Below are 23,764 nucleotides of genomic sequence, written 5' to 3'. Positions count from 1 at the left end.
ATTGGTCCGAAACGCCCTTGTTTTCGTGCACTACGGACTCGGCCCCGGATCTAGCGCAGATGCGAGAGCGATTTCCGGAGCTTTCGCGGTTGTGGGATGCGATTCGGCACGAGTACTGGGCGGAATTCGCTCCGCCCCGGAGAAATTCACGAGGGCGGTTCGTCTAGTGGATGAAAGCAGGCGGCTTCGGCCGGTACCGGACGAGCCGACGGCGATGCGGATTCGGCAGCTCACGGCATGAGCCGGACGGGCGGGCTATCGGCTCGAACGTGCTTCCGGGGTGCCCTACGACTGGATGCTGCTCGATGCCGAAGACTGCGCGGCCAGCTATTCGGCCGAGGATCTCGATCAGATCGAGCGGTGGCTCGACGAATGAGGTGGGGTGGGGTTTTTCGATGGAGAATCCGGGCTGGAGATGCACATCTGCTATGTGACGTAGTTCACTGAGCCGGGGCGCGTCGCAACATCTACCGTCTGAGACCGATACATAGCTGTCGCGTCTGCGCCGTCTGAGGCGGAGGCGCTTCAGTGCATGTGGCAACGCTTATATGATGACTCGGACTGGTTTGGCCCCCGGCGCAACGATGCCCTTTCGCGGGGCCGGGGGCAGGTCTTAGCTCGACCCGAGAGGTGATTACACCCGAATGGAAACTGCTCGTCGTTCCGCCCGAGGTAGTCGCCGCCGCAGGTCGGGAAGCCCGCTGTTGGCCCAGCTGCTCACTGCCGCAGTAGAGTCCGCCGCCACCTCTGTCGCACTCCGCTTCAACCCGACCGGTAACCCGGCTGACCAGCGTGAACTCACCTACCGCGAATTGGATGCCGCCTCATCGCGGGTCGCGCGCGAGTTGATCAATCGCGGGATCGGCGCGGGCGATTTCGTGGCTATGGGCATTACCCGTTCGGTCGAATCGATCGTCGCGCTGTGGGCGATCGCGAAGACCGGCGCGGCCTATGTACCGGTCGATCCGAACTATCCGGCGGATCGGATCGAGCACATCGTGACCGACTCGGGTGCCGCACACGGCCTGACCACCTCGGCGCATCGCGCCAAGCTCGGGACCTCGGCCTATTGGATCGAATTGGACGATCCGGTGCTGTCGGAGCGCATCGCCGCCCGGCCCGATCATCCCGTCTCCTATGCCGATCGAGTGCGGGCGGTCAATGAAAACCATCCGGCCTATGTCATCTACACCTCGGGTTCCACCGGTAAGCCGAAGGGCGTCGCGGTCACCCACACCGGTCTGGCCGGGTTGGCGGCGATCGGCGAGCACTATCTGATCGACGCGGATTCCTGCGTCTCCCATCTCAGCTCGCCAAGTTTCGACTTCTCGATGATGGAGACGCTGTTCACCTTCTCGGTGGGCGCAACGCTGGTCATCGCGCCGCCGACGGTATTCGGCGGTGTCGAACTCGCGGATCTGCTGCGCCGCGAGCAGGTCACCCATCTGCTGATCACCCCGGGTGCGCTGGAATCGCTGGATACCACTGATCTCGATGACCTGCAGGTCGTAGTGGCCGGTGGTGATCGGCTCCCGGCGGAATTGGTGGCGCGGTGGGCGGATAGCGGCCGCTCGGTATTCAATGCGTACGGGCCCAGCGAGGCGACCGTCATGGTCACCAGCACCGAGGCGCTTCAGTCCGGTGAGCCGGTCACCATCGGTTCCGCCATCGCGGGTGTCGGCGCCTTCATTCTCGATGCGCGGTTGCGGCCGGTGCCCGCCGGGGTCGTCGGTGAGCTCTACGTCTCGGGTGCGGTGCTCGCGCAGGGTTATCTCGGTCGACCGGAGCTGACCGCGGAGCGGTTCGTGGCCAGCCCGTTCGGCGCGGAGGTCGATAACCCGGGGACGCGCCTCTACCGCACCGGAGATCTGGTGCGGCGCAACGAAACCGGTGCCCTGGAGTATCTCGGACGATCCGATTTCCAGGTCAAGATCCGCGGTCTGCGGATCGAGCTCGGCGAGATCGATAACGCGCTCACCGCACATCCGGATGTCGACTTCGCGGCCACGCTCGGCAAGACGCTGCCCTCGGGTACCACCGCGCTGGTCGCGTATGTGCTGCCGCGTGACGGTGCCACCCTCGATACCGGAGAGCTGGCAGCGCATATCGGAGAATCGTTGCCGGACTACATGATTCCGGCCGCGATCATGGTGTTGGACGAGATTCCGCTGACCCCGGTCGGCAAGCTGGACCGGGCTGCGCTGCCCGAACCGGTCTTCGCCGCACGTCAGTTCCGTGCCCCGGCGACACCGGTCGAGGAGATCGTCGCCGATGTATTCGCGGCGGTGCTGCACGGTGGCAGCACGGACGCACGCGTCGGTGTCGACGACGACTTCTTCGAACTCGGCGGCAATTCGCTGCTGGCCACCCAGGCCGCCGCACGCATCGGTTTCGCACTCGGTATCCGGGTGCCGGTGCAGCTGATCTTCGAGGCCTCGACGGTATCGGTACTGGCCGAACGTGTCGAGCAGCACGCGGGTTCGGCCGACGGCCGGGCGCTCACCGCGCAGACCCGTCCCGATCGGATTCCGCTGTCGTACGCGCAGCAGCGGATGTGGTTCCTGAACCGTTTCGATACGGCTGGTGCGGTCAATAACATTCCGCTGACGGTGCGGTTGTCCGGGCGCCTGGATGTCGACGCACTGCGTGCGGCGGCGCGCGATCTGACCGAGCGGCACGAGGTGCTGCGTACCATCTATCCGGACATCGATGGTGAGGGATTCCAGGTCGTCCTGCCCGTAACCGATGTGCGCGCGGTGCCGGAACTTCCACTCACCGACGCGGCGGCACAAGAACTTCCGGAGCTGATCAGTGCCGAGGTGCTGGCCGGATTCGATGTGACGGTCGCGCCGCCGGTGCGGCTGCGGTTGTTCCAGCTCGGCGAATCCGAGTACGTGCTGGTGTGCGTGGTGCACCACATCGCGGGCGACGGTTTCTCGCTCGGTCCGCTGGCCCGCGATCTGGTGGCGGCGTACTCCGATCGCCTGCGCGGCGGACGGCCCGAATGGCCGCCGCTGACGGTGCAATACGCCGACTACACCATCTGGCAGCGCGCTACCCTCGGCAGCGAGGACGACCCGGAATCGGTCTTCGCGCAGCAGATCGAATTCTGGCGCAACGAATTGGCCGCGCTGCCGGACCAATTGGATCTGCCCGCGGATCGGCCGCGGCCCGCCACGTCATCCCACGACGGCGCGGTCGTCACGTTCGACATCGACGCCGCGATTCATACGCGACTCAATGATCTTGCGCACGAGCATAATTCGACGCTGTTCATGGTCGTGCACGCCGCGCTCGCGGTACTGCTCGCCCGGCTGTCGGGCACCCGCGATATCGCGGTCGGCACCCCGGTCGCCGGTCGCGGTGAGGCGGCGCTGGACGATCTGATCGGCATGTTCGTCAACACCCTGGTGCTGCGGACCGAGATCGACCCCGGCACGACCTTCGACGATCTGCTGCGAACGGTGCGCAAGGTCGACATCGAGGCCTTCGGACACGCGGACGTGCCGTTCGAGCGGCTGGTCGAGCTGCTCGATCCGGTGCGTTCGGCCGCGCGGCATCCGCTGTTCCAGGTGATGTTGGTCTTCCAGAATCTGGCGCGCACCGAACTGGAGCTACCGGGCCTGACGGTCGCGGGTGTGGATCACGGGGTGTCGCTGGCCAAGTTCGATCTGCAGCTCGAGATCGCGGAAAACCTTGCGGCGCGAGCGTCGGGCCCGGAGGCGGTAGCGGACCGTAACCACGGAGGGCACCGGGAGCGCCGCGAATCGGATACAGCCGCGCGGGGCATGACGGCGACCTTCACCTACGCCACCGATCTCTTCGACGCCGCCACCGTGCAGGACTTCGCCGATCGCTTCCTGCGGGTGCTGTCCGCGGTGTCCGCCGATTCCCATGCGGTGCTGGGCGATATCGATCTGCTCGCCCCCGGCGAGCGCGATCTGGTACTGCACGAATGGAATTCGGCCGGGGCGACGGTGCCCGATGTGACGCTGCTCGATCTCATCCAGGCGCAGGCACGCCGCCGTCCGGATGCGATCGCCGTCCGATTCGGTGATACCGCACTGAGTTTCGGTGAACTGCAGCGGCGCGCGAACCAGGTGGCACGGGCGCTGATGGCGCGCGGTGCGGGACCGGAAGCACTGGTCGCCGTTGCCATCGGGCGGTCCGAGCAGTTGCCCGCCGCACTGCTGGGCGTGCTCACCGCGGGTGCGGCGTATCTGCCGATCGACACCACCTACCCGGCGCAGCGGCTCGAATTCATGCTCACCGACGCGCAGCCGACCTGTGTGCTGACCACATTCGATCTGCTGGGCGAAATTCCGGCGACGGATATTCCGCTGGTGCTGCTGGATGAGACGGCGGGCTTCGGCGAATCGCCGATCACCGATATCGAGCGCACGTCCCGGCTGCGTCCGGACAACCTGGCCTACGTCATCTACACCTCGGGCTCCACGGGCGTCCCGAAGGGCGTCGGCGTCGCGCACCGCAATGTGGTGGAGCTGTTCGCCAACACCCAGTTGATGTTCGAATTCGACGATACCGATGTGTGGACGCTGTTCCACTCCTACGCCTTCGACTTCTCGGTGTGGGAACTGTGGTGCGCGCTGGCCAATGGCGGCACCGTTGTCGTCGTCGACTATCTGACCTCGCGTTCGCCGGAACAGTTCCGCGACTTGCTGATTCGCGAACAGGTCACGGTGCTGAACCAGACGCCGTCGGCGTTCTATCAACTGGCCGAGGCCGATCGCGCCTCGCATGCCGGAGACCAGGGCAAATTCGCGCTGCGCTATGTCGTATTCGGCGGTGAGGCACTGGATCTGCGTCAGTTGCGGCGCTGGTACGAGCGGCACGCCTTCGATGCGCCGTGGCTGGTCAATATGTACGGCATCACCGAGACCACGGTGCACGTGTCGTTCCTGGCGCTGGATGAGCAGCTCGCCGAGAATCCGGCCAGTGCCATCGGACGTGCATTGCCCGGCCTGGAGAGCTATGTGCTCGACGACCGGCTGCATCCGGCTCCGGTCGGAGTGGCGGGCGAAATCTATGTCAGCGGTGGGCAGTTGTCCCGCGGCTACCTCGGTCGGCCCGGGTTGGCCGCGACCCGTTTCGTGGCGAATCCGTTCGGTGCCCCGGGATCTCGCATGTACCGCAGTGGCGACCTCGGTCGCTGGGCCGGTTTCGCGGGCCACGCGAATCTCGAATACGCCGGGCGCAGTGACCAGCAGGTGCAGCTGCGCGGCTTCCGCATCGAACTCGGTGAGATCGAAGCGGCGCTGCTTGCCCAGAGCGCGGTCAGCCAGGCGGTCGTACTGGTGCGCTCCGACGAGCATGCCGGTGATCGCCTGGTCGGATACGTTGTGGCCGAGTCGGATTCGCAGGTAGTGGGTGCGGAGCTGCGCAATGCGGTCGCCGATTTCCTTACCGGCTACATGGTTCCGGACGCGATCGTCGTACTCGACGCGCTGCCGCTGACTCCCAACGGCAAGCTGGACCGGAAGGCGCTGCCCGCACCGGAATTCGTCAGCAGCGCCACCTACCGCGCCCCGCAGACCCCCATCGAGCAGGCCGTCGCCGGGGTATTCGCCGGACTGCTCGGTGTGCGCGATGTCGGTCTGGACGACGATTTCTTCGGCCTCGGCGGCAACTCGCTGCTGGCCACCAGGGCGGTCAGCCGGATCAACGAGGCGTTGGACGCGAATGTCTCGGTGCGCGAACTCTTCGAGGCATCGACCGTCTCGGCACTGGCCGCGCGGATCGTGCCCGGTTCCTCGACCGGAACTCGCGCCCCGCTGGTCGCGGCGGTGCGCTCGGAGCGGGTGCCGCTGTCGCTGGCGCAGCAGCGCATGTGGGTGCTCAATCAGTTCGATACCCGCTCGGCGGCCTACAACATCCCGCTCGGCATCGGCCTGACCGGTGCGCTCGATGTGCGGGCGCTGCGCGATGCGGTCGCCGATGTGCTCGAGCGGCACGAGGCGCTGCGCACCCGCTACCCGTCGACGGGTCCGGGCGGGCTGCCGTACCAGGAGATCCTGCCGGTCGCCGAGGCCTGGCCGGGCGGGCTCGCTGTCGAGTCGAACGCCGACCCGATCGTCCGCATCACCGAGCTGATGTCGACCGGATTCGATGTGACCCGAGAGGTTCCGGTGCGCGGTGTGCTGTTGCGCGGCGATACCCCGGACCGTCATCTGCTCGCCATGGTGGTGCACCACATTTCAGCCGATGGCGCCTCGATGGCCCCGTTGGCCCGTGACCTGATGCTCGCCTATGCCGCGCGCTGCGCGGGCGATGTCCCGACCTGGACGCCGCTCGAGGTGCAGTACGCCGACTTCGCGATCTGGCAGCGCGAGGTCATCGGCACCGATGACGACGAGGACTCCGTCGCCGCACAGCAATTGGCCTACTGGCGCGACCAACTGGCCGGACTGTCCGGCGCGATCGAGCTGCCGCTGGACCGCCCACGCCCTCCGGTGCCGTCCATGCGCGGTGCTTCGACGGCCTTCACGCTCTCGCCCGAGGTGCATACCGGACTGATTCGCATTGCCCGGGAGCACAATTCGTCGCTGTTCATGGTCGTGCACGCGGTGCTCGCGGTGCTGCTTGCGCGGCTGTCGGGCAGTTCCGATATCACGATCGGCACCCCCATCGCGGGCCGCGGTGAGCGCGCGCTCGACGATCTGGTCGGCATGTTCGTCAATACCTTGGCGCTGCGCACCAGGACCGAATCGGGGACCACCTTCGACGCGCTGGTCGAACTTGTTCGCGAGACCGACCTTTCGGCCTTCGGCAATGCCGATATCCCGTTCGAGCGGGTGGTCGAGGTGGTGCTGCCGAACCGCGCGACCTCGCACAATCCACTGTTCCAGGTGGTGCTGTCCTTCGACAATCTCGAGCAGCCGAAGCTGGAACTGCCGGGGCTGACGGTCGCGGCACTGGATACCGGTGCGGTCGCGGCGAAGTTCGATCTGCAGCTGACCATCGAGCCACGGCACGGCGCGGACGGCGCGCCCGGCGAGCTGGTCGCGGTATTCAATTACGCCACAGACCTTTTCGATGCGCCGACGGTGCAGGCATTCGGCCGCAGGCTGACCAGGATCTGCGCCGCCGTCGTCGCGGACCCGCAGGTCAGCGTGGGCGATATCGATATTCTCGATGCCGCCGAACGAGATCGCACTCTGGCCGCGCCGGAAACAGCGCTGGAACCTGCCGCCGACGGCGTACCGGTCACCAGCGGTGCGGCGCTGACCCAGGCACTGGCCGCCGCGGTGGAAGAGGATCCGGACGGGCCCGCTGTGGTTTTCGGCGAGGACGCGGTGTCCTTCCAGGATCTCGACGCGCGGTCCTCGCGACTGGCGCGGGTGCTGATCGGCCGCGGCTGCGGTCCGCGCACCGGTGTCGCGATCCGGCTGGATCGCGGGGTGGACGCGGTGGTCGCCACCTGGGCCGTGCTCAAAGCCGGTGCCGCATTGACCCCGGTGACCGCCCTCGACGGACCACTGCCCGTCGGCCTGCAGGTCAAGGTCGGAATTACCACCGGCGCATGGCCCGCCGACAGCAGCGTCGACTGGCTGGCACTCGACGATCCGGACGTGCTGGCCGAGATCGCCGCCGAATCGCCGCGACCGGTGACCTATGCCAACCGGACGCAGGCGCTGCGCGGCGAGGATCCGGCCTTCGTGGCCGCGGTTACGTTGTCCTACAACGATATTGCCGTCGCGACCAAGCGGCTGCGAGCGCGCACCGAGCTCACCTTCGAGTCCCGGCTGTTCCGGTACGGCCGCGCTGATTCGGCGGCGGCGCTATTGGAAGTTGTCGCGGCCGGTGAGAACGGCGCGTCGGTAGTGGTGACCGCCGGTGACCTGGATAACGTAACGCTTTCGGCACTGTTGGCCGACGAATGGGTTACACACCTGTTCATCGATCGGGCCGGACTCGGGCCGGTCGAGGTGACGGGGCTGGAGGATCTGCACGCGGTGGTGCTGGACGACGGCGCGTCCGCGCCGGAATTCGGGGCCGTCCCGGTGGTGGTCGACCTCGGTGCGCTATTGGGCGTCCAGGACCCGAGCTGATCTTCCACCCGGGAGATCCGGGTAGTGACGATGAGCGAGGGGAGGAAGTTCCTATGCCGGGATACCGGTCGGTGGGACAGGATCGGGCGCGGCCGCGCGATATCGGAGGGGGGTCGTTCGCGTGACCCGGCCAGCCCGAAGCCGTCCGGCCCGGACCCGTCAGTCGCGGGTCACCACGCTGCCGCGGCTGATGGGCGCCGCGGTCGAGGCGAATCCGGACGGAGTCGCCGTCGTCTTCGCCGATGCCGACGCGACCCTGGGGCAGCTCAGCTACGCCGAACTGGACGATCGGTCCACCCGGTTGGCCCGGTTGCTGATCGAACGCGGCGTCGGACCGGAAGATCTTGTCGCCGTTGGTATTCCGCGGTCGCTGGAGTCGGTGATCGCGGTGTGGGCGGTGGCCAAGACCGGTGCCGGATTCGTGCCGGTCGACCCCAATTATCCGGCGGAGCGCGTCGCGCACATGGTGACGGATTCCGGTGCGGTGCTCGGGCTCGCGGTCGCCGAGGTGGCGGTGGAGCTCCCGGATCGGGTCGAGTGGCTGGTCATCGATGCGCCCGAATTCGCCCTGCGCCTAGCGGAATACCCGGGCGAGGCCATCACCAATGCGGACCGCGTCCGCGCGGTACGTGCGGAGCACCCGGCCTACGTCATCTACACCTCCGGATCCACCGGTAAGCCGAAGGGCGTCGTCGTCACCCAGGCCGGATTGTCCAGCTTCTGCGATGAACAGCGCGAACGGTATCGCGTCACGAACCAGTCGCGCACACTGCATTTCGCGTCGCCGTCCTTCGACGCGTCGGTGCTCGAGCTGCTGCTCGCACTCGGCGGTGCGGCGACCATGGTGGTGGTCGCGCCGAATATCTACGGTGGCGACGAGTTGGCGACGCTGCTGCGCCGGGAGCGGGTGACGCACGCGTTCATCACCCCGGCCGCGCTCGCCTCGGTCGATCCGACGGGGCTCGACGATTTCCGGGTCGTCGTCGCCGGCGGTGAGGCCTGTCCGCCGGATCTGGTGCGGCGCTGGGTTTTACCGATCGCCGACGGCCGGAAACGTGAGTTCTTCAACGGCTACGGGCCGACCGAGACCACGATCATGACCAATATCAGCTCGCCGATGACACCCGGTGCGGTGGTGACCATCGGCGGCCCGATCCGTGCCATTACCGAATACGTCCTCGATGACCGACTGAATCAGGTGCCCAGCGGCGTGGTCGGCGAACTGTACATCTCGGGTTCGCAGGTGGCGCGTGGCTACCACGATCGGCCCGCGCTGACCGCATCGCGCTTCGTGGCGAATCCGTTCGATCCCAGCGGTTCTCGGCTCTACGCCACCGGTGACGTAGTGCGCAGGACCCCGGCCGGTGAGATCGAATACATGGGCCGCAACGACTTCCAGGTCAAGATCCGCGGCTTCCGCATCGAACTCGGTGAGATCGATGCGGTGCTCGGCGCGCACGACAGTGTGGACTTCGTCGTCACCATCGGGCACAAACTCGACACCGGCGCAACGATTCTCGCGTCCTATGTGCACCCGGCGGGCGCCGCGGTCGTGGATACCGACGAGCTGACCGTCTTCGCCGAACGCTCCCTGCCAGCGCATATGGTTCCGACGACGATCACAGTGCTCGATGCGATTCCGTTGACCCCGGTCGGCAAGCTGGATCGCCGGGCACTGCCCGCACCGGTGCTGGAAACCAAGGAGTACCGGGCGCCGGAGACCGAAATCGAACAGATCATCGCCGAGGTGCTCGGCGAGGTCCTCGGTATCGAGCGCATCGGTCTCGACGACGACTTCTTCGCACTCGGCGGCGACAGCATCACCTCGATCCAGGTGGTGTCGCGGGCCAGGGCGCGCGGGGTGATCTTCACGCCGCGCGACGTTTTCGAATCACGCACGGTCGCCGTCCTCGCGCCGCTCGCCACGCAGGGGGCATTGGTCGAGACCGGCACGCAGGGTCCGCTGGTCGAGCTGTCGCAGGCCGATAATGACCGGCTGGCAAGGGAATACCCGAAGCTGGCCGAGGTGTGGCCGCTGACCCCGCTGCAGTCGGGCATGCTGTTCCACGCGCAATTGGCCGAGTCTTCGGTCGATGCGTATATGACCCAGTTCATGGTCGATCTCGGCGGCGATGTCGATGCCGAGCGACTACGCGCGGCGGCGGTCGCGGTGGTGGGTCGGCATGTGAATCTGCGGGTGGCATTCGCCGCGGATGCGGCGGGCAATCCGGTGCAGGTGGTGCTCGACGAGGTCGAAGTGCCTTGGCGTTCAGTCGATCTCACTGATCGTGCGGACACCACTGCGGAGTTGCGGCAGATCATGGCCGCCGAGCTGGCCGACCACTTCGATATGCGGACCGCGCCGCTACTGCGGTTCACGCTGATCCGTTCGACCGCCGGTGCCTATCACCTGCTGGTCACCAGTCATCACATCCTCATCGACGGCTGGTCGATGCCGCTGCTGACCCAGGATCTGCTGACGCTCTATGTGCTCGGTGGTGATGCCAGCCAATTGCCGCAGGCCCGCTCCTACCGTGACTATCTGGCCTGGCTCGGCGCGCAGGACCACAGTGCCGCGCGCAAGGCTTGGCGTGAGGTGCTGGCCGGAATTACCGAGCCGACACCGTTGGCTTCGGTCGATCCGGCCCGCGAAATCGCCGCGGGCGTAGGCGAAGTCGGCTTCGAACTGTCCGAGGCGGACACCAAGGGGCTGAGCCGGTTGGCCGCCGATGCCGGGGTCACCGTCAATACCGTCATCCAGGCGGCCTGGGGTTTGTTGATCGGCCGGAGTGTGGATCGCGACGATGTCGTCTTCGGCGCCACCGTTTCCGGGCGGCCGCCGCAGCTCGACGGCATCGAGACCATGGTCGGGTTGTTCCTCAATGCGATTCCGGTGCGGGTGCGCCTGGATGCGAACGACACCCTCGCCGGATTGCTGCGGCAGTTGCAGTCCGAACAGGCGGCGCTGCTGGACCACCACTATGTCGGCCTGAGCGAAATTCAGGAAATCGTCGGCGTGGAAGGGCTTTTCGACACCCTCGTGGTATTCGAGTCGTTCCCCGTCGACGAGCAGGCGCTGACTGCGGCGGCGGGCGCGCTCGATGGCATGAGCATCGAGGGCGCGGTCGCGGTGAACGGCACGCACTATCCGGTCACCGTGGTGATCGTCCCCGGCGCGCGCATGCACGTCACCCTCAAATACCTGCGCGATGTCTTCGATGAGACAGCGGCACAGGCACTGGCCCAACGCTTCTCGACACTGATCCGCCGCTTCCTTACCGATCCGTTCGCAAAGGTCGCCGAGGTCGATGCGCTGACCGATGCCGATCGGACCGTGCTCGACGCCGTCAATGCCACCGAAGTGGCCGAGCTGCTGGATGATTCGACGCTGTTGACGCTGTTCGACACGCAGGTCGCCCGCACTCCGGACGCACCCGCGGTGATCTACGGCGATACCACGTTGAGCTACCGCGAGCTCGACGCGCGTTCGCGGGAGCTGGCCGCGGACTTGGCCGGTCGGGGCGTCGGCTCGGAATCGCTGGTGGCGGTGGCGATGCGGCGCAGTATCGAGATGGTCGTGGCGATCTACGGTGTGTTGCGGGCCGGTGGGGCGTATGTGCCGATCGATCCCGACCATCCGGCCGAGCGCAGTGAATATGTGCTGTCCAGTGCGGCTCCGGTGTGTGTGTTGACTACGACCGGGACCGGCTTCCGAACCGAGACCGTCGCACCGCTGGTCCATGTGGACGTTTTCGAGCGACCGGTTCGCTCTGCGGCCGACGCCTCGATCTTCGGTGACCTGCCGACCGTCGCGGCACCGCTTCCCGACAACACCGCCTACGTCATCTACACCTCTGGCTCGACCGGGCGACCCAAGGGTGTCGCGATCACGCATCGGCAGATGGCGAACCAATTCCGTTGGGCGCAGCGGACCTATCCACACGGTCCGGGTGATGTCGTACTGCACAAGACGCCGATCACCTTCGATATCTCCACGTGGGAGCTGTTCTGGACCTTGCAGACCGGTGCGGCGGTGGTCATCGCCGAACCGGACGGGCATCGCGATCCCGCGTACCTGGCTCGCGTGATCGACGAATACTCGGTCAGCACTGTGCATTTCGTGCCGTCGATGCTCGACGCATTTCTCGACGGCGCACCCGCGTCGTACCCGTCGTTGCGCCGGGTATTCGCCGCCGGTGAGGCGCTATCGGGGGAGACCGCCGCGCGCTTCGACACCTTCCTGCCGAATGCCGACCTGTTCAACTGGTACGGCCCCGCGGAGGCGACAGTCGTCACCGCCTATCCCGCCGAAGCTGATGGGCGCGTGGCGATTCCGATCGGTGCCTCGGTCGCGAACACTCGGGTGCATGTGCTCGACCGGCAGTTGCGACCGGTTCCGGTCGGCGCGGTCGGCGAGTTGTATGTCGCCGGTGTGCAATTGGCGCGTGGCTATGTGAACGCACCGGCGCTGACGGCCGAACGGTTCGTCGCGCATGTCGATGGTGCGCGGCTGTATCGCACCGGTGATGTGGTGCGGTGGGTGCCTCGCGATGGCGAACACGCCCTGGAATACCTGGGCCGCAGCGACTTCCAGGTCAAGTTGCGTGGACAGCGCGTCGAACTCGGTGAGATCGAGACCGTGCTGCTCGGTGCGGACGCTGTGCAGCGCGCCGTGGTGGCGCTGGTCGAGGGGAGCGCCGGTGATCGGCTGGTCGCCTATGTGGTGGCTGCTCCCGGTGCGCAGATCGATGACGATGCCTTGCTCGACCACGCGCGGGCAGCGCTGCCGTCGTACATGGTCCCGTCCGCGTTCGTGCATCTGGACGCTTTGCCGCTCAATGCGAGCGGCAAACTCGACCGCAGGGCACTGCCCACACCGGAGTTCATCGGGCGGCCCTACCGGAAACCGTCGACGCCACTGGAGCGGTCCGTTGCCGAGGTATTCGCCGATGTGCTCGGCATCGAGCACGTGGGTGCGGACGACGACTTCTTCGACCTCGGCGGCAACTCGCTGGTCGCGACCCGCGTGGTGGCCCGGCTCGGTGCCGCGATCGGCAGTCGCGTCCCGGTGCGTGCCGTTTTCGAAGCGCCGACGGTTGCCGCCTTGGCCGCCGCGGTCGCACCCGGCGCGGGGCAGCGTCGCGAGGTGCCGCTGGTGGCCGGTGCACGGCCGGAACAGATTCCGCTGTCGCTGGCACAGCAGCGGATGTGGTTCCTCAACCAGTTCGATACCGAATCGGCGGTGAACAATCTGCCGGTGGCGGTCCGGCTGACGGGTGCGCTCGATATCGCCGCATTGCAGCAGGCCGTTGCCGATCTGGTCGAGCGGCACGAAACGCTGCGGACCGTCTATCCGGCCGACCGCGACGGTGTCGCGCATCAGGTGATCGTGCCCGCGGCACAGGCGGTTCCGGATCTGACTCCGCAACAGGTCGCGCCGGATGCGGTGCACGCGAAAGTCGTCGAGATCATCGCCGCCGGATTCGATGTCACCGATCAGGTGCCATTGCGAGGTGCACTGTTCCAGGTCGCCCCTGAGAACGAGTACGTGCTCGTCTTCGTGGCGCATCACATCAGCGCTGATGGCTGGTCGATGGGACCGATGACCCGCGACCTCATGCTCGCCTACGCATCGCGCGCGGCAGGTGCGCCGCCTGCCTGGCAGCCGCTGCCGGTGCAGTACGCGGATTTCAGTCTCTGGCAACGGGCAGTGCTCGGTTCCGAGGACGATCCGGAAAGCCTGATCACCGCGCAGGCCGAATTCTGGCGCACGACACTGGCTGGGCTGCCCGACGAGCTGAACCTGCCCGCCGACCGGCCGCGCCCGACGACGCAGACGTTCGCCGGTGGCACAGTCGGTTTCACGATCGATCCCCGGGTGCACCGCAGGCTGCAGGAGATCGGTCGCGAACAGAACGCGACGATCTTCATGGTCGTGCATACCGCGCTCGCGATATTCCTGGCCCGTCTGTCGGGCACCGAGGACATCGCCGTTGGCACGCCGGTTGCCGGTCGTGGTGCGGCGGAATTGGACGATGTCATCGGCATGTTCGTCAATACGCTGGTGCTGCGGACCTCGGTGCGCGGCGGCGCGACCTTCCCGGAGTTGCTCTCGGCGGTGCGGGACGCCGATCTGCAGGCCTTCGCGCATGCCGATATTCCGTTCGAGCGCCTGGTCGATCTGCTGAATCCGGAGCGGTCCACGGCGCGGCATCCGCTGTTCCAGGTGGCGCTGTCGTTCCAGAATCTGCCGGACAACTCGTTCGAGCTGCCCGAATTGCGAGTCGGTGCCGTCGATCTCGATATCGATACCGCGAAATTCGATCTGTCGCTGGCGATCACCGAGCTTCCTGGCGTGTCCGAGGGCATGTACGCGGTGTTCTCCTTCGCACGTGACCTGTTCGACGAGTCCACCGTTCGGGTGTTCGCGGATCGGTTCGTACGGCTGCTCGAGGCGATCACCACCAGGCCGGAGCTGCCGGTGGGTGATCTGCCGCTGCTGGCCGATACCGAGACGAAATTCCTGACCCGGGTGCATCCGGATCACGTGACGGCCGGTGGGCTGCTGCCTGATCTGCTGATGCGCGGGCTGCGTCGTGGTGCGGAGCGTACGGCCATCCGCTATCAGGGCAGGTCGATCAGCTATCGCGAACTCGACGAGTACTCGTCGCGGTTGGCCAGAGTGCTGATCGATCGCGGCGTCGGTCCGGAAAGCCTTGTGGCGCTGGCTCTGCCGCGCTCGTATCAGATGGTGGCCGCCGTGTCGGCGGTGTCGAAGGCCGGTGGCGCACACGTGCCGGTCGACCCGAATTACCCGGTGGATCGGGTTCGGCACATGCTGACCGATTCGGGTGCGCTCGTCGGTCTCACCGCTTCGGAGTATCTGGGTGAGTTGCCGGACGACGTGCAATGGCTTGCGCTCGACGATGCGGAGACGGACGCGCTGTGCGCCGACCGATCCGCCGCACCGGTCACCGACGCCGACCGGATCACGCCGTTGCGGCCGCACCATGTGGCCTACGTGATCTACACCTCCGGCTCTACCGGCATGCCCAAGGGCGTCGCCGTGACCCACACCGGTCTCGGCGGCCTGGTCGACCATTCGGTCGGCCTGTACCGGCTGGAGCCGGAGCACCGGCTGCTGCACATCTGTTCGCCGAGCTTCGACGTGTCGGTGCTGGAATGGCTTGTCGCGCTTTCGGTCGGCGCGACTGTAGTGATCGTGCCAGCGGCGATCATCGGCGGTCCGGAACTGGGTGATCTGCTGCGCAGCGAGCGGGTCACGCATTCGATCATCACCCCGGCGGTGCTGAGCTCGGTGGATCCGATCGGGCTCGAGCAGCTCGAAATGCTCATGGTCTGCGGCGATGCGACGACACCGGAGCTGCTCGGTAAGTGGCAGCCGGGCCGCAGGTACTACAACGGCTACGGCCCGACCGAGGCCACGGTCATCGCTTCCTACGCGACGCTGCGGGCGGGTGCGCCGATCACTATCGGCACACCGGTACACGGTATGTCGGCGCTGGTGCTGGATGCGCGGCTGCACCCGGTCCCGCCGGGCGTGGCTGGGGAGCTGTATTTGTCCGGCGGCGCGTTGGCGCGTGGGTACCACAACCGTCGGGGGCTTTCCGCGGAGCGTTTCGTGGCCAATCCGTGGGGCGAGCCGGGAGCGCGGATGTACCGCACCGGTGACGTGGTGCGCTGGTTCGCCGAACCCGAACTACGGATGGGCAATGCGGCGCTGCCGTCGATACCGTGGGCACTGGAATACGTCGGCCGCTCGGACTTCCAGGTGAAGATCCGCGGCTACCGCATCGAACTCGGTGAGATCGATGCCGTGCTCGGCGGGCACGCCGATGTGGAATTCGCGATCACCATGGGCAGGCAGAGCGACGCGGGTGTCACGATCCTGGTGTCCTATGTGCTGCCGGTGTCCGGCCGGGTCATCGAGCCCAGTGTCCTCGTCGAGCGTGCGGCGCGGCGCCTGCCGCCGCATATGGTGCCGTCCGCGGTCGTCGTGCTCGACGAGATCCCATTGACCCCGGTCGGCAAGTTGGATCGCAAGGCGCTGCCGGAACCGGTCTTCGAGCAGGCGGCTTTCCGTGCGCCGAAGTCCCATACCGAACAGATCGTGGCGAGCACCTTCGCCGCAGTGCTGCGCATCGGCACCGGCGTGGACGACAGCCGCTACCTCGGTCTGGACGACGACTTCTTCGCGCTGGGCGGAAATTCGCTGCTGGCAACGCAATTGGTCGCGCGCCTCGGTGCGGCATTGGACACCCGAGTACCCGTGCGGGTGCTCTTCGAGGCATCCACCGTCGCCGAACTCGCGGTCGAGCTCGAACAGCTCGCCGGTACCGGTGCCCGCAGGGCATTGGTGGCAGGTGCACGGCCGCAACATATTCCGCTGTCGCTGGCACAGCAGCGGATGTGGTTCCTCAACCGATTCGACACCGAGTCCACGGCTTACAACATCCCGATCGCCGTGCGGCTCACCGGGACCCTCGATGTGGCGGCGCTGCGCCAAGCGGTCGCGGATGTGATGGAGCGGCACGAAATCCTCCGAACCATCTATCCGCAGACCGATGCGGGTGCGGTCCAGCTGATCCTGCCCGCGGATGGTGTCGTGCCGAAACTCGAGGTCCGCGAGGTCGCGCCGAATGCACTCGAATCCGCAGTCGTCGAGCTGATCTCGACGACCTTCGACGTCACCAGCGAGGTGCCCGTCCGGGTCGTGCTGTTCGCTATCGACGGTGTCGGTGCGGCGGGTCCGGAGGTGGTGGCTGGCATTGCTGCGCAGGGCTCCGCGGACGTCGCCATCGAACACGAATACGTGCTCGCCATGGTGGTGCACCACATCTCCGGTGACGGTTCGTCGGTCGCGCCGCTGACCCGCGACCTGATGCTCGCGTATGCAGCCCGCTCCGCGAATGCCGCGCCGGGCTGGGCACCACTGTCCGTGCAATACGCGGACTACAGCATCTGGCAGCGCGAGCTGCTCGGCAGCGAGGGCGATCCGGAATCGCTGGCGGCAGAGCAGGTCGCCTACTGGCGTGACGCACTGGCCGATCTGCCCGAACAGCTGGATCTGCCGTCGGACCGGCCGCGCCCTGCGGTGCAGTCCTTCGCGGGCGGCACGGCCGAGGTGCGCATCGATCCCGAAACCCACCGTGCCCTCATCGAATTGGCGCGTGCCGAGGGCGCGACGCTGTTCATGGTCGTGCACACTGCGCTGGCAGTACTGCTGGCGCGGCTCTCGGGTACCGATGACATTGCCATCGGCACCCCGATGTCCGGTCGCGGTGAGGCCGCGCTGGACGATCTGATCGGCATGTTCGTCAACACCCTGGTGTTCCGCACCCGGGTGGACGTGGGTGCGACCTTCACCGAGCTGACCGCGCGTCAGCGAGAGGCCGACATTCGGGCTTTCGCCCATGCGGATATACCGTTCGAGCGGCTGGTCGAGGTGCTCAACCCGGTCCGCTCGACCGCGCGGCATCCGCTGTTCCAGGTGGGACTGTCGTTCCAGAATCTGGAGCAGTCCAGCCTCGAACTGCCCGGCCTCTCCGTCTCCGGAGTCGGCATCGACACTCAGGTGGCGCAGTTCGATCTGAACCTCATCGTGAGCGACGCCTACGATGCGAACGGCGTGCCCGCCGGTATCGCCGGTCAATTCGTCTATGCCAGGGACCTTTTCGATCAGGCGACTGTCGAGGGGGTCGCGCAGCGCTTCACCCGCCTGCTCGATCGGATCATCGCCGCACCGCGCATCCCGGTCGGCGAACTCGACCTGCTGGCCACCGCCGAGCAGGAGCGAATCCTGCTCGAATGGAACCAGACCGCCAATCCGGTGGCCCCGGAGCTATTGCTCGACAGTTATCGCCGAGCGGTCGCGGACCATCCCGACGCGATCGCGGTCGTCTACGAGGGCACCGAGCTGGCCCACTCGTCGCCCGACCACCACCCCTCATCGAGTCGCTCCGCGACGCTGGCCCACCCGTCGCCCGACCACCACCCCCCATCGAGTCGCTTCGCGACGCTGACCTATCGGGAATTCGATCAGCGGGTCAACCGTTTGGCGCGGCTGCTGATCGAGCGTGGTGTCGGCACGGAATCCCTGGTCGGTCTGGCGATTCGGCGTTCGCTGGACCTGGTCGTCGGGATGTACGCGATCGTGACTGCCGGTGGCGCGTATGTGCCGTTGGATCCGGATCATCCGGCTGATCGGATCGCGCACATTCTGGATACGGCCCAGCCCGTGGCGGTGCTGACCACCACCGCGGATGCGGTCGCAGTGCCGGGTGATACGCCGGTGCTGCACCTGGATACGTTGGCACTCGACGGATTCGACGCGAGTCCGGTGCGTGCCGAGGAACTATTGCGCCCGGTGCGTCCGGAGCACCCCGCCTACGTCATCTTCACCTCGGGTTCGACCGGACGTCCCAAGGGCGTGGCGATTTCGCATGCGGCCATCCACAACCAGACCACGTGGATGCTCGCGGAGTATCCACTCGGCGTCGGCGATGTGTACCTGCAGAAGACCGCGACGACCTTCGATGTTTCGCTGTGGGGCTATTTCATGCCGCTGCGCGCGGGCGCGAAACTGGTGGTCGCCACGCACGACGGCCACCGCGACCCTGCCTATGTCGCGGAAACCATTGCTGCACAGGGCGTCACCGTCACCGATTTCGTTCCGTCGATGCTCACCGTTTTCGCCGCGCACACCGCGGCGGGCTCCTGCCCGACGCTGCGGGACATCTTCGTGATCGGCGAGGCGCTGCCGCCGGAAACCGTCGACGCCGTGCGCGCCATGTCGGATGCCCGCGTGCACAACCTGTACGGACCGACCGAGGCCGCGGTCTCGGTGACCTACTGGGAGGCCCGCGGCGACGACCACCCCGGCGTCCCGATCGGCCTGCCGCAGTGGAATACCCAGGTATACGTGCTGGATTCGCGACTGCATCCGGTGCCTGCGGGCGTGGCCGGTGAGCTTTACCTGGCCGGTGACCAACTCGCCCGCGGCTATGTGCGCCGCCCCGATCTCACCTCGGATCGATTCGTGGCCAACCCATTCGGCGACGGCACCCGCATGTACCGCACCGGTGACCTGGTCGTCCGGCGCGCGACAGGTGTGCTCGACTACATCGGCCGCACGGACTTCCAGGTCAAATTCCGCGGCCAGCGCATCGAACTCGGCGAGATCGAAACCGCGCTGCTGGCCGAGGCGTCGGTGAGCCAGGCGGTGGCCGTCGTGCTGTCGTCGACGCTGGGCGACCAGTTGGTCGCGTACGCCGTGCCCGCTCCCGGGTACCAGATCGATCAGACCGAACTGCTGGCTGCGATCGCGGGAACCCTTCCGGCATATATGGTTCCGGTCGCTATCGTGGCGCTCGACTCGTTGCCGCTGAATACCAGCGGCAAGCTGGACCGCAAAGCCTTGCCGGAACCCACCTTCGCCAGCCGCGAATTCCGTGCCCCGGCAACACCGGTCGAGGAAATCGTGGCGGGCGTCTTCGGCGATGTGCTCGGCTTGGCTCGAGTCGGCCTCGACGACGATTTCTTCGCACTCGGCGGCAATTCGCTGATCGCCACCCAGGTGGTGGCCCGGCTCGGTGCCGCGATCGGCGGTCGGGTGCCGGTGCGCACCCTGTTCGAGGCGTCGACGGTGGGCGGGCTCGCGGTCAAGATCGAGCAGCATGCCGGATCCGGTGGTCGCCGCGCGCTGACCGCCGGTCCGCGCCCGGAACGCATCCCACTGTCGATGGCGCAGCAGCGGATGTGGTTCCTCAACCAGCTCGATCCGTCCTCGGCGGTCAACAATATTCCGGCAGCCGTGCGCCTGACCGGTGCGCTGGATCTGGTCGCGCTGGAGCTGTCCGTCGCGGATCTGATCGAACGGCATGAGGTACTGCGCACCGTTTATCCACAGACCGATGACGGTCCTGTGCAATTGATCGTGCCCGCCGAACAGGCGGTGCCGGATCTGACTCCGATACGGGTGCGCGCGGCCGATCTACCCATGCAGGTCATTGCCACGGCCTCGGCCGGTTTCGATGTGACAGTCGAGGTTCCGGTGCGGGCCGCGCTCTTCCAGGTCGAGCCGGACGAGCATGTGCTCGTGCTGGTAGCGCATCACATCAGCGCGGACGGCTGGTCCATGGGCCCGCTGACCAGGGATCTGATGATCGCCTACGCATCCCGCTCGGCTGGTTCGCCACCGGCTTGGTCGCCACTTCCGGTGCAGTACGCCGACTTCAGCATCTGGCAACGTGCGGTGCTGGGTTCGGAAGCCGATCCGGACAGCGTCATCACCGCTCAGGCGAACTACTGGCGCACCACGCTCGCCGGTATTCCGGACGAGCTGAATCTGCCTGTGGATAGGCCGCGTCCGACGACGCAGTCGTTCCGCGGTGGCCGGGTGGTTTTCGGGATCGGCACCGAATTGCACCGTGGCCTGCGGGAACTCGCGCGGACCGAGAACGCGACCATGTTCATGGTTGTGCACACCGCGCTCGCTGTCTTGCTCGCGCGGTTGTCCGGCACCGATGACATTGCCATCGGGACCCCGGTCGCCGGTCGCGGTGAGGCCGAACTCGACGATGTGATCGGCATGTTCGTCAATACCCTCGTGCTGCGCAGCGCGGTGCCGGGTGAACTGAGTTTCGGTGCGCTGCTGGCACATACGAAGGATGCGGATCTGCGGGCCTTCGCACATGCAGACATTCCGTTCGAGCGACTGGTCGACCTGTTGAACCCGGTGCGCTCGACCGCCCGGCATCCGCTGTTCCAGGTCATGCTGTCGTTCCAGAATCTGCCGGACACCTCGTTCGAACTGCCCGGATTGCGGATCGGCGCGGTCGATCTGGAGATCGATGCCGCGAAATTCGATCTGTCGCTGACCGTTCAGGAGGCGACCAAGAGTGCCGGTATGGTCGCCGAGTTGTCCTTCGCCAGGGACCTTTTCGACGACGCCACCGTTCGGGGTTTCGCGGATCGGTTCGTTGCGCTGCTCGAGCAGATCGTTGCTCGCCCGGAGGCACCGGTCGGCGATATCGATCTGCTCAGCGATACCGAACGGCCGGCGGTGTTGTGGCGGTGGAACGACACCAACCGTCAGCTCGGTGCGGTGGGGACGCTTGTGGATGAATTCGCCAGGCAGGCCGCGGCGACGCCGGATTCGGTCGCGATCGTCGATCCGGCGACGGGCACTTCGTTTACCTACTCCGAATTCGGTGCGCGTGTGCATCGGTTGGCGCGGCGGTTGATCGAGGCCGGTGTCGGACCGGAAAAGCTTGTCGCCCTTGGCCTGCGGCGTTCGGTCGATTTCGTGGTCGCGGCGTACGCCGTGCAGGAGGCCGGTGGCGGTTACGTGCCGCTCGATATCGAGCAGCCCGCGGAGCGGATCGGGCATGTGCTCGAGTCGGCCGCACCGGTGTGCGTTCTGACCACTTCGCGCGACGACTTCGAGACTGAACTGCCTACCATCACGATCGATGAGCTGGAGCTGTCCGGCTATTCGGAGCAGCCGGTCACCGACACCGAGCGGATCGCGCCACTGCGGCCGAACAACCCCGCGTACGTCATCTTCACGTCCGGTTCGACCGGTCGTCCGAAGGGTGTGGCGCTGCCGCATTCCGCGGTGGTGAACCAGATCCGTTGGATCACCGGTGAATACGGCATCGGTGCCGATGACGTCGTGTTGTTCAAGACCCCGGCAACGTTCGACGTGTCTGTGTGGGAGCTGTTCGGCCCGTTGTCCACCGGCGGCCGAATCGTCGTGGCCACCCCGGACGGTCATCGCGACCCGCAGTACCTCGCGGAAGTCATCGCGGCCGAACGGGTCACCATGACCTCGTTCGTACCCTCGATGCTGACCGTCTTCGCGGGCGCGGTCGACGGCTCCGCGCTGGCATCCCTGCGCACCCTGCTGGTCGCCGGTGAGGCCCTCACCGCCGACGCGGTGCGGGCCATCCACAAGGTCAGCTCGGCCGAGCTGTACAACCTGTACGGACCGACCGAATTCGCCGTCCACGCGACCCACTGTCCGGTGGCCGCCGATATCGAGGGCGCGGTGCCGATCGGCCTGCCGGTCTGGAATGCCCAAGCGTACGTACTGGATTCCCGGCTGCATCCGGTGCCGTCGGGTGTCGCGGGCGAGTTGTACCTGGCCGGTGCGCAATTGGCCCGCGGCTACGCCGGACGCACCGACCTCACATCGGATCGCTTCGTCGCCAACCCGTTCGGTGCGTCCGGTTCCCGTATGTACCGCACCGGCGACCTGGTCACTCGCAAGGCCGACGGTTCGATCGTCTACCTCGGCCGCACCGACTTCCAGGTCAAACTGCGCGGCCTGCGCATCGAACTCGGCGAGGTCGAAACAGCGCTCACCGCACACGATTCGGTGGCGCAGGCGGTGGCCTCGGTGCGTTCAGATCAGCTCGTCGCCTATGTCGTAGCCGCGAGCACAGTTGATGCCGAGGCACTGCGGACCCGTGTCGCCGAACATCTGCCGTCCTATATGGTTCCGGCCGCCATCGTGGTCCTCGATGCCATGCCGTTGAACCCCAACGGCAAGCTCGATCGCCGCGCCCTGCCCGATCCCGTCTTCGCGGCACGGGAGTTCCGCGCGCCGACGACCCCGCTCGAATCGACCGTCGCCGCTGTCTTCGCCGAGGTCATCGGCATCGACCGGGTCGGCATCGATGACGACTTCTTCGCCCTCGGCGGTAATTCGCTGCTGGCCGCCCAGGTCGTCAGCCGACTGCGCAAGGTGACCGGCGCGCAGATCAAGGTCGCCTGGTTCTTCACCGAGCCGACGGTGCTCGGCATTTCGAAACAGATCAGCGCGGTGCTCGAGCACGGGCGCGATGTCGACTCCGGCTCCGCGGCCGCACTCGGCGTGATCCTCCCGATCCGCGCCGCCGGTACCAAGCCGCCGCTGTTCTGCGTGCACCCGCTGGCCGGACTGTCGTGGTCCTATGCCGGACTGGCCCGGGTCCTCCCCGCCGACCAACCGATCTACGGCATCCAGACGCCCGCGCTCACCGAGGACGACTACCACCCGGGCTCGATGGTCGAGATCGTGCGTCGCTACATCGTCGAGATCCGGGCCGTCCAGCCCGAGGGCCCGTACCGGATTCTCGGTTGGTCGCTCGGCGGCAAACTGGCCCACGCGGTGGCGACCGGACTGCAGGCCGACGGCGCGCGGGTCGAGCTGCTCGCGATCCTGGACGCATACCCGGGCGGCGACTTCACCGGCTTCCGGAACCAGATCCGCGAGGCCTTCACCGAATTGGGTCTGGACGCCGCGGCTCTGCCCGCGGTGGAAAATCTGCAGGAAATCGGTGACGAGGCCGTGGCAGCGCTGCACGCGATGGCCATCGGCCAGGGCGTGGACGTGCTCACGCCCGAACGACTACGGCTGATCTACCGCACGGCCATGCGCACGGTCGAGCTGGAGCCGCAGTACCACCGGGGGGTATTCGAGGGGGCGCTCGAGTTCTTCCGAGCGACGGTCGATGCCGAGGCCCGAGCAGATCGCACCCCCGCCGACTGGCAGCCTTTCGTCTCCGATGAGATCATCGATCGCCCGATCGGGTCGACGCACGAGTTGATGACCTCTGCCGAAGCGTTGGCCGAGATCGGTCCCCGGCTCGCTGAGCTGCTCGAAACCCCTGAGCGGTAGCAATCGGCCG

General features: G+C 66.7%; 2 protein-coding genes. Both read left to right on the top strand.

Features of this window, described 5'->3' with window-relative positions:
• Nucleotides 1-713: 713 nt before the first annotated feature.
• Entirely contained in the window at nt 714-8,069 is a 7,356-nt protein-coding gene (locus ACQPZ2_RS40675) for an amino acid adenylation domain-containing protein (RefSeq protein WP_433527654.1), read from the top strand.
• A 121-nt stretch (nt 8,070-8,190) separates the two neighbouring features.
• The gene (locus tag ACQPZ2_RS40670) at nt 8,191-23,754 is read left to right on the top strand and encodes an amino acid adenylation domain-containing protein (protein WP_433523217.1); all 15,564 of its coding nucleotides are present in this window, start codon (nt 8,191-8,193) and stop codon (nt 23,752-23,754) included.
• The last annotated feature ends 10 nt before the right edge of the window (nt 23,755-23,764 follow it).

Source organism: Nocardia pseudovaccinii (assembly GCF_050942345.1).
Taxonomy (GTDB): domain Bacteria; phylum Actinomycetota; class Actinomycetes; order Mycobacteriales; family Mycobacteriaceae; genus Nocardia; species Nocardia pseudovaccinii.
The sequence above is the reverse complement of the archived record's forward strand: the minus strand, read 5'-3'. Positions and strand labels throughout refer to the sequence as shown.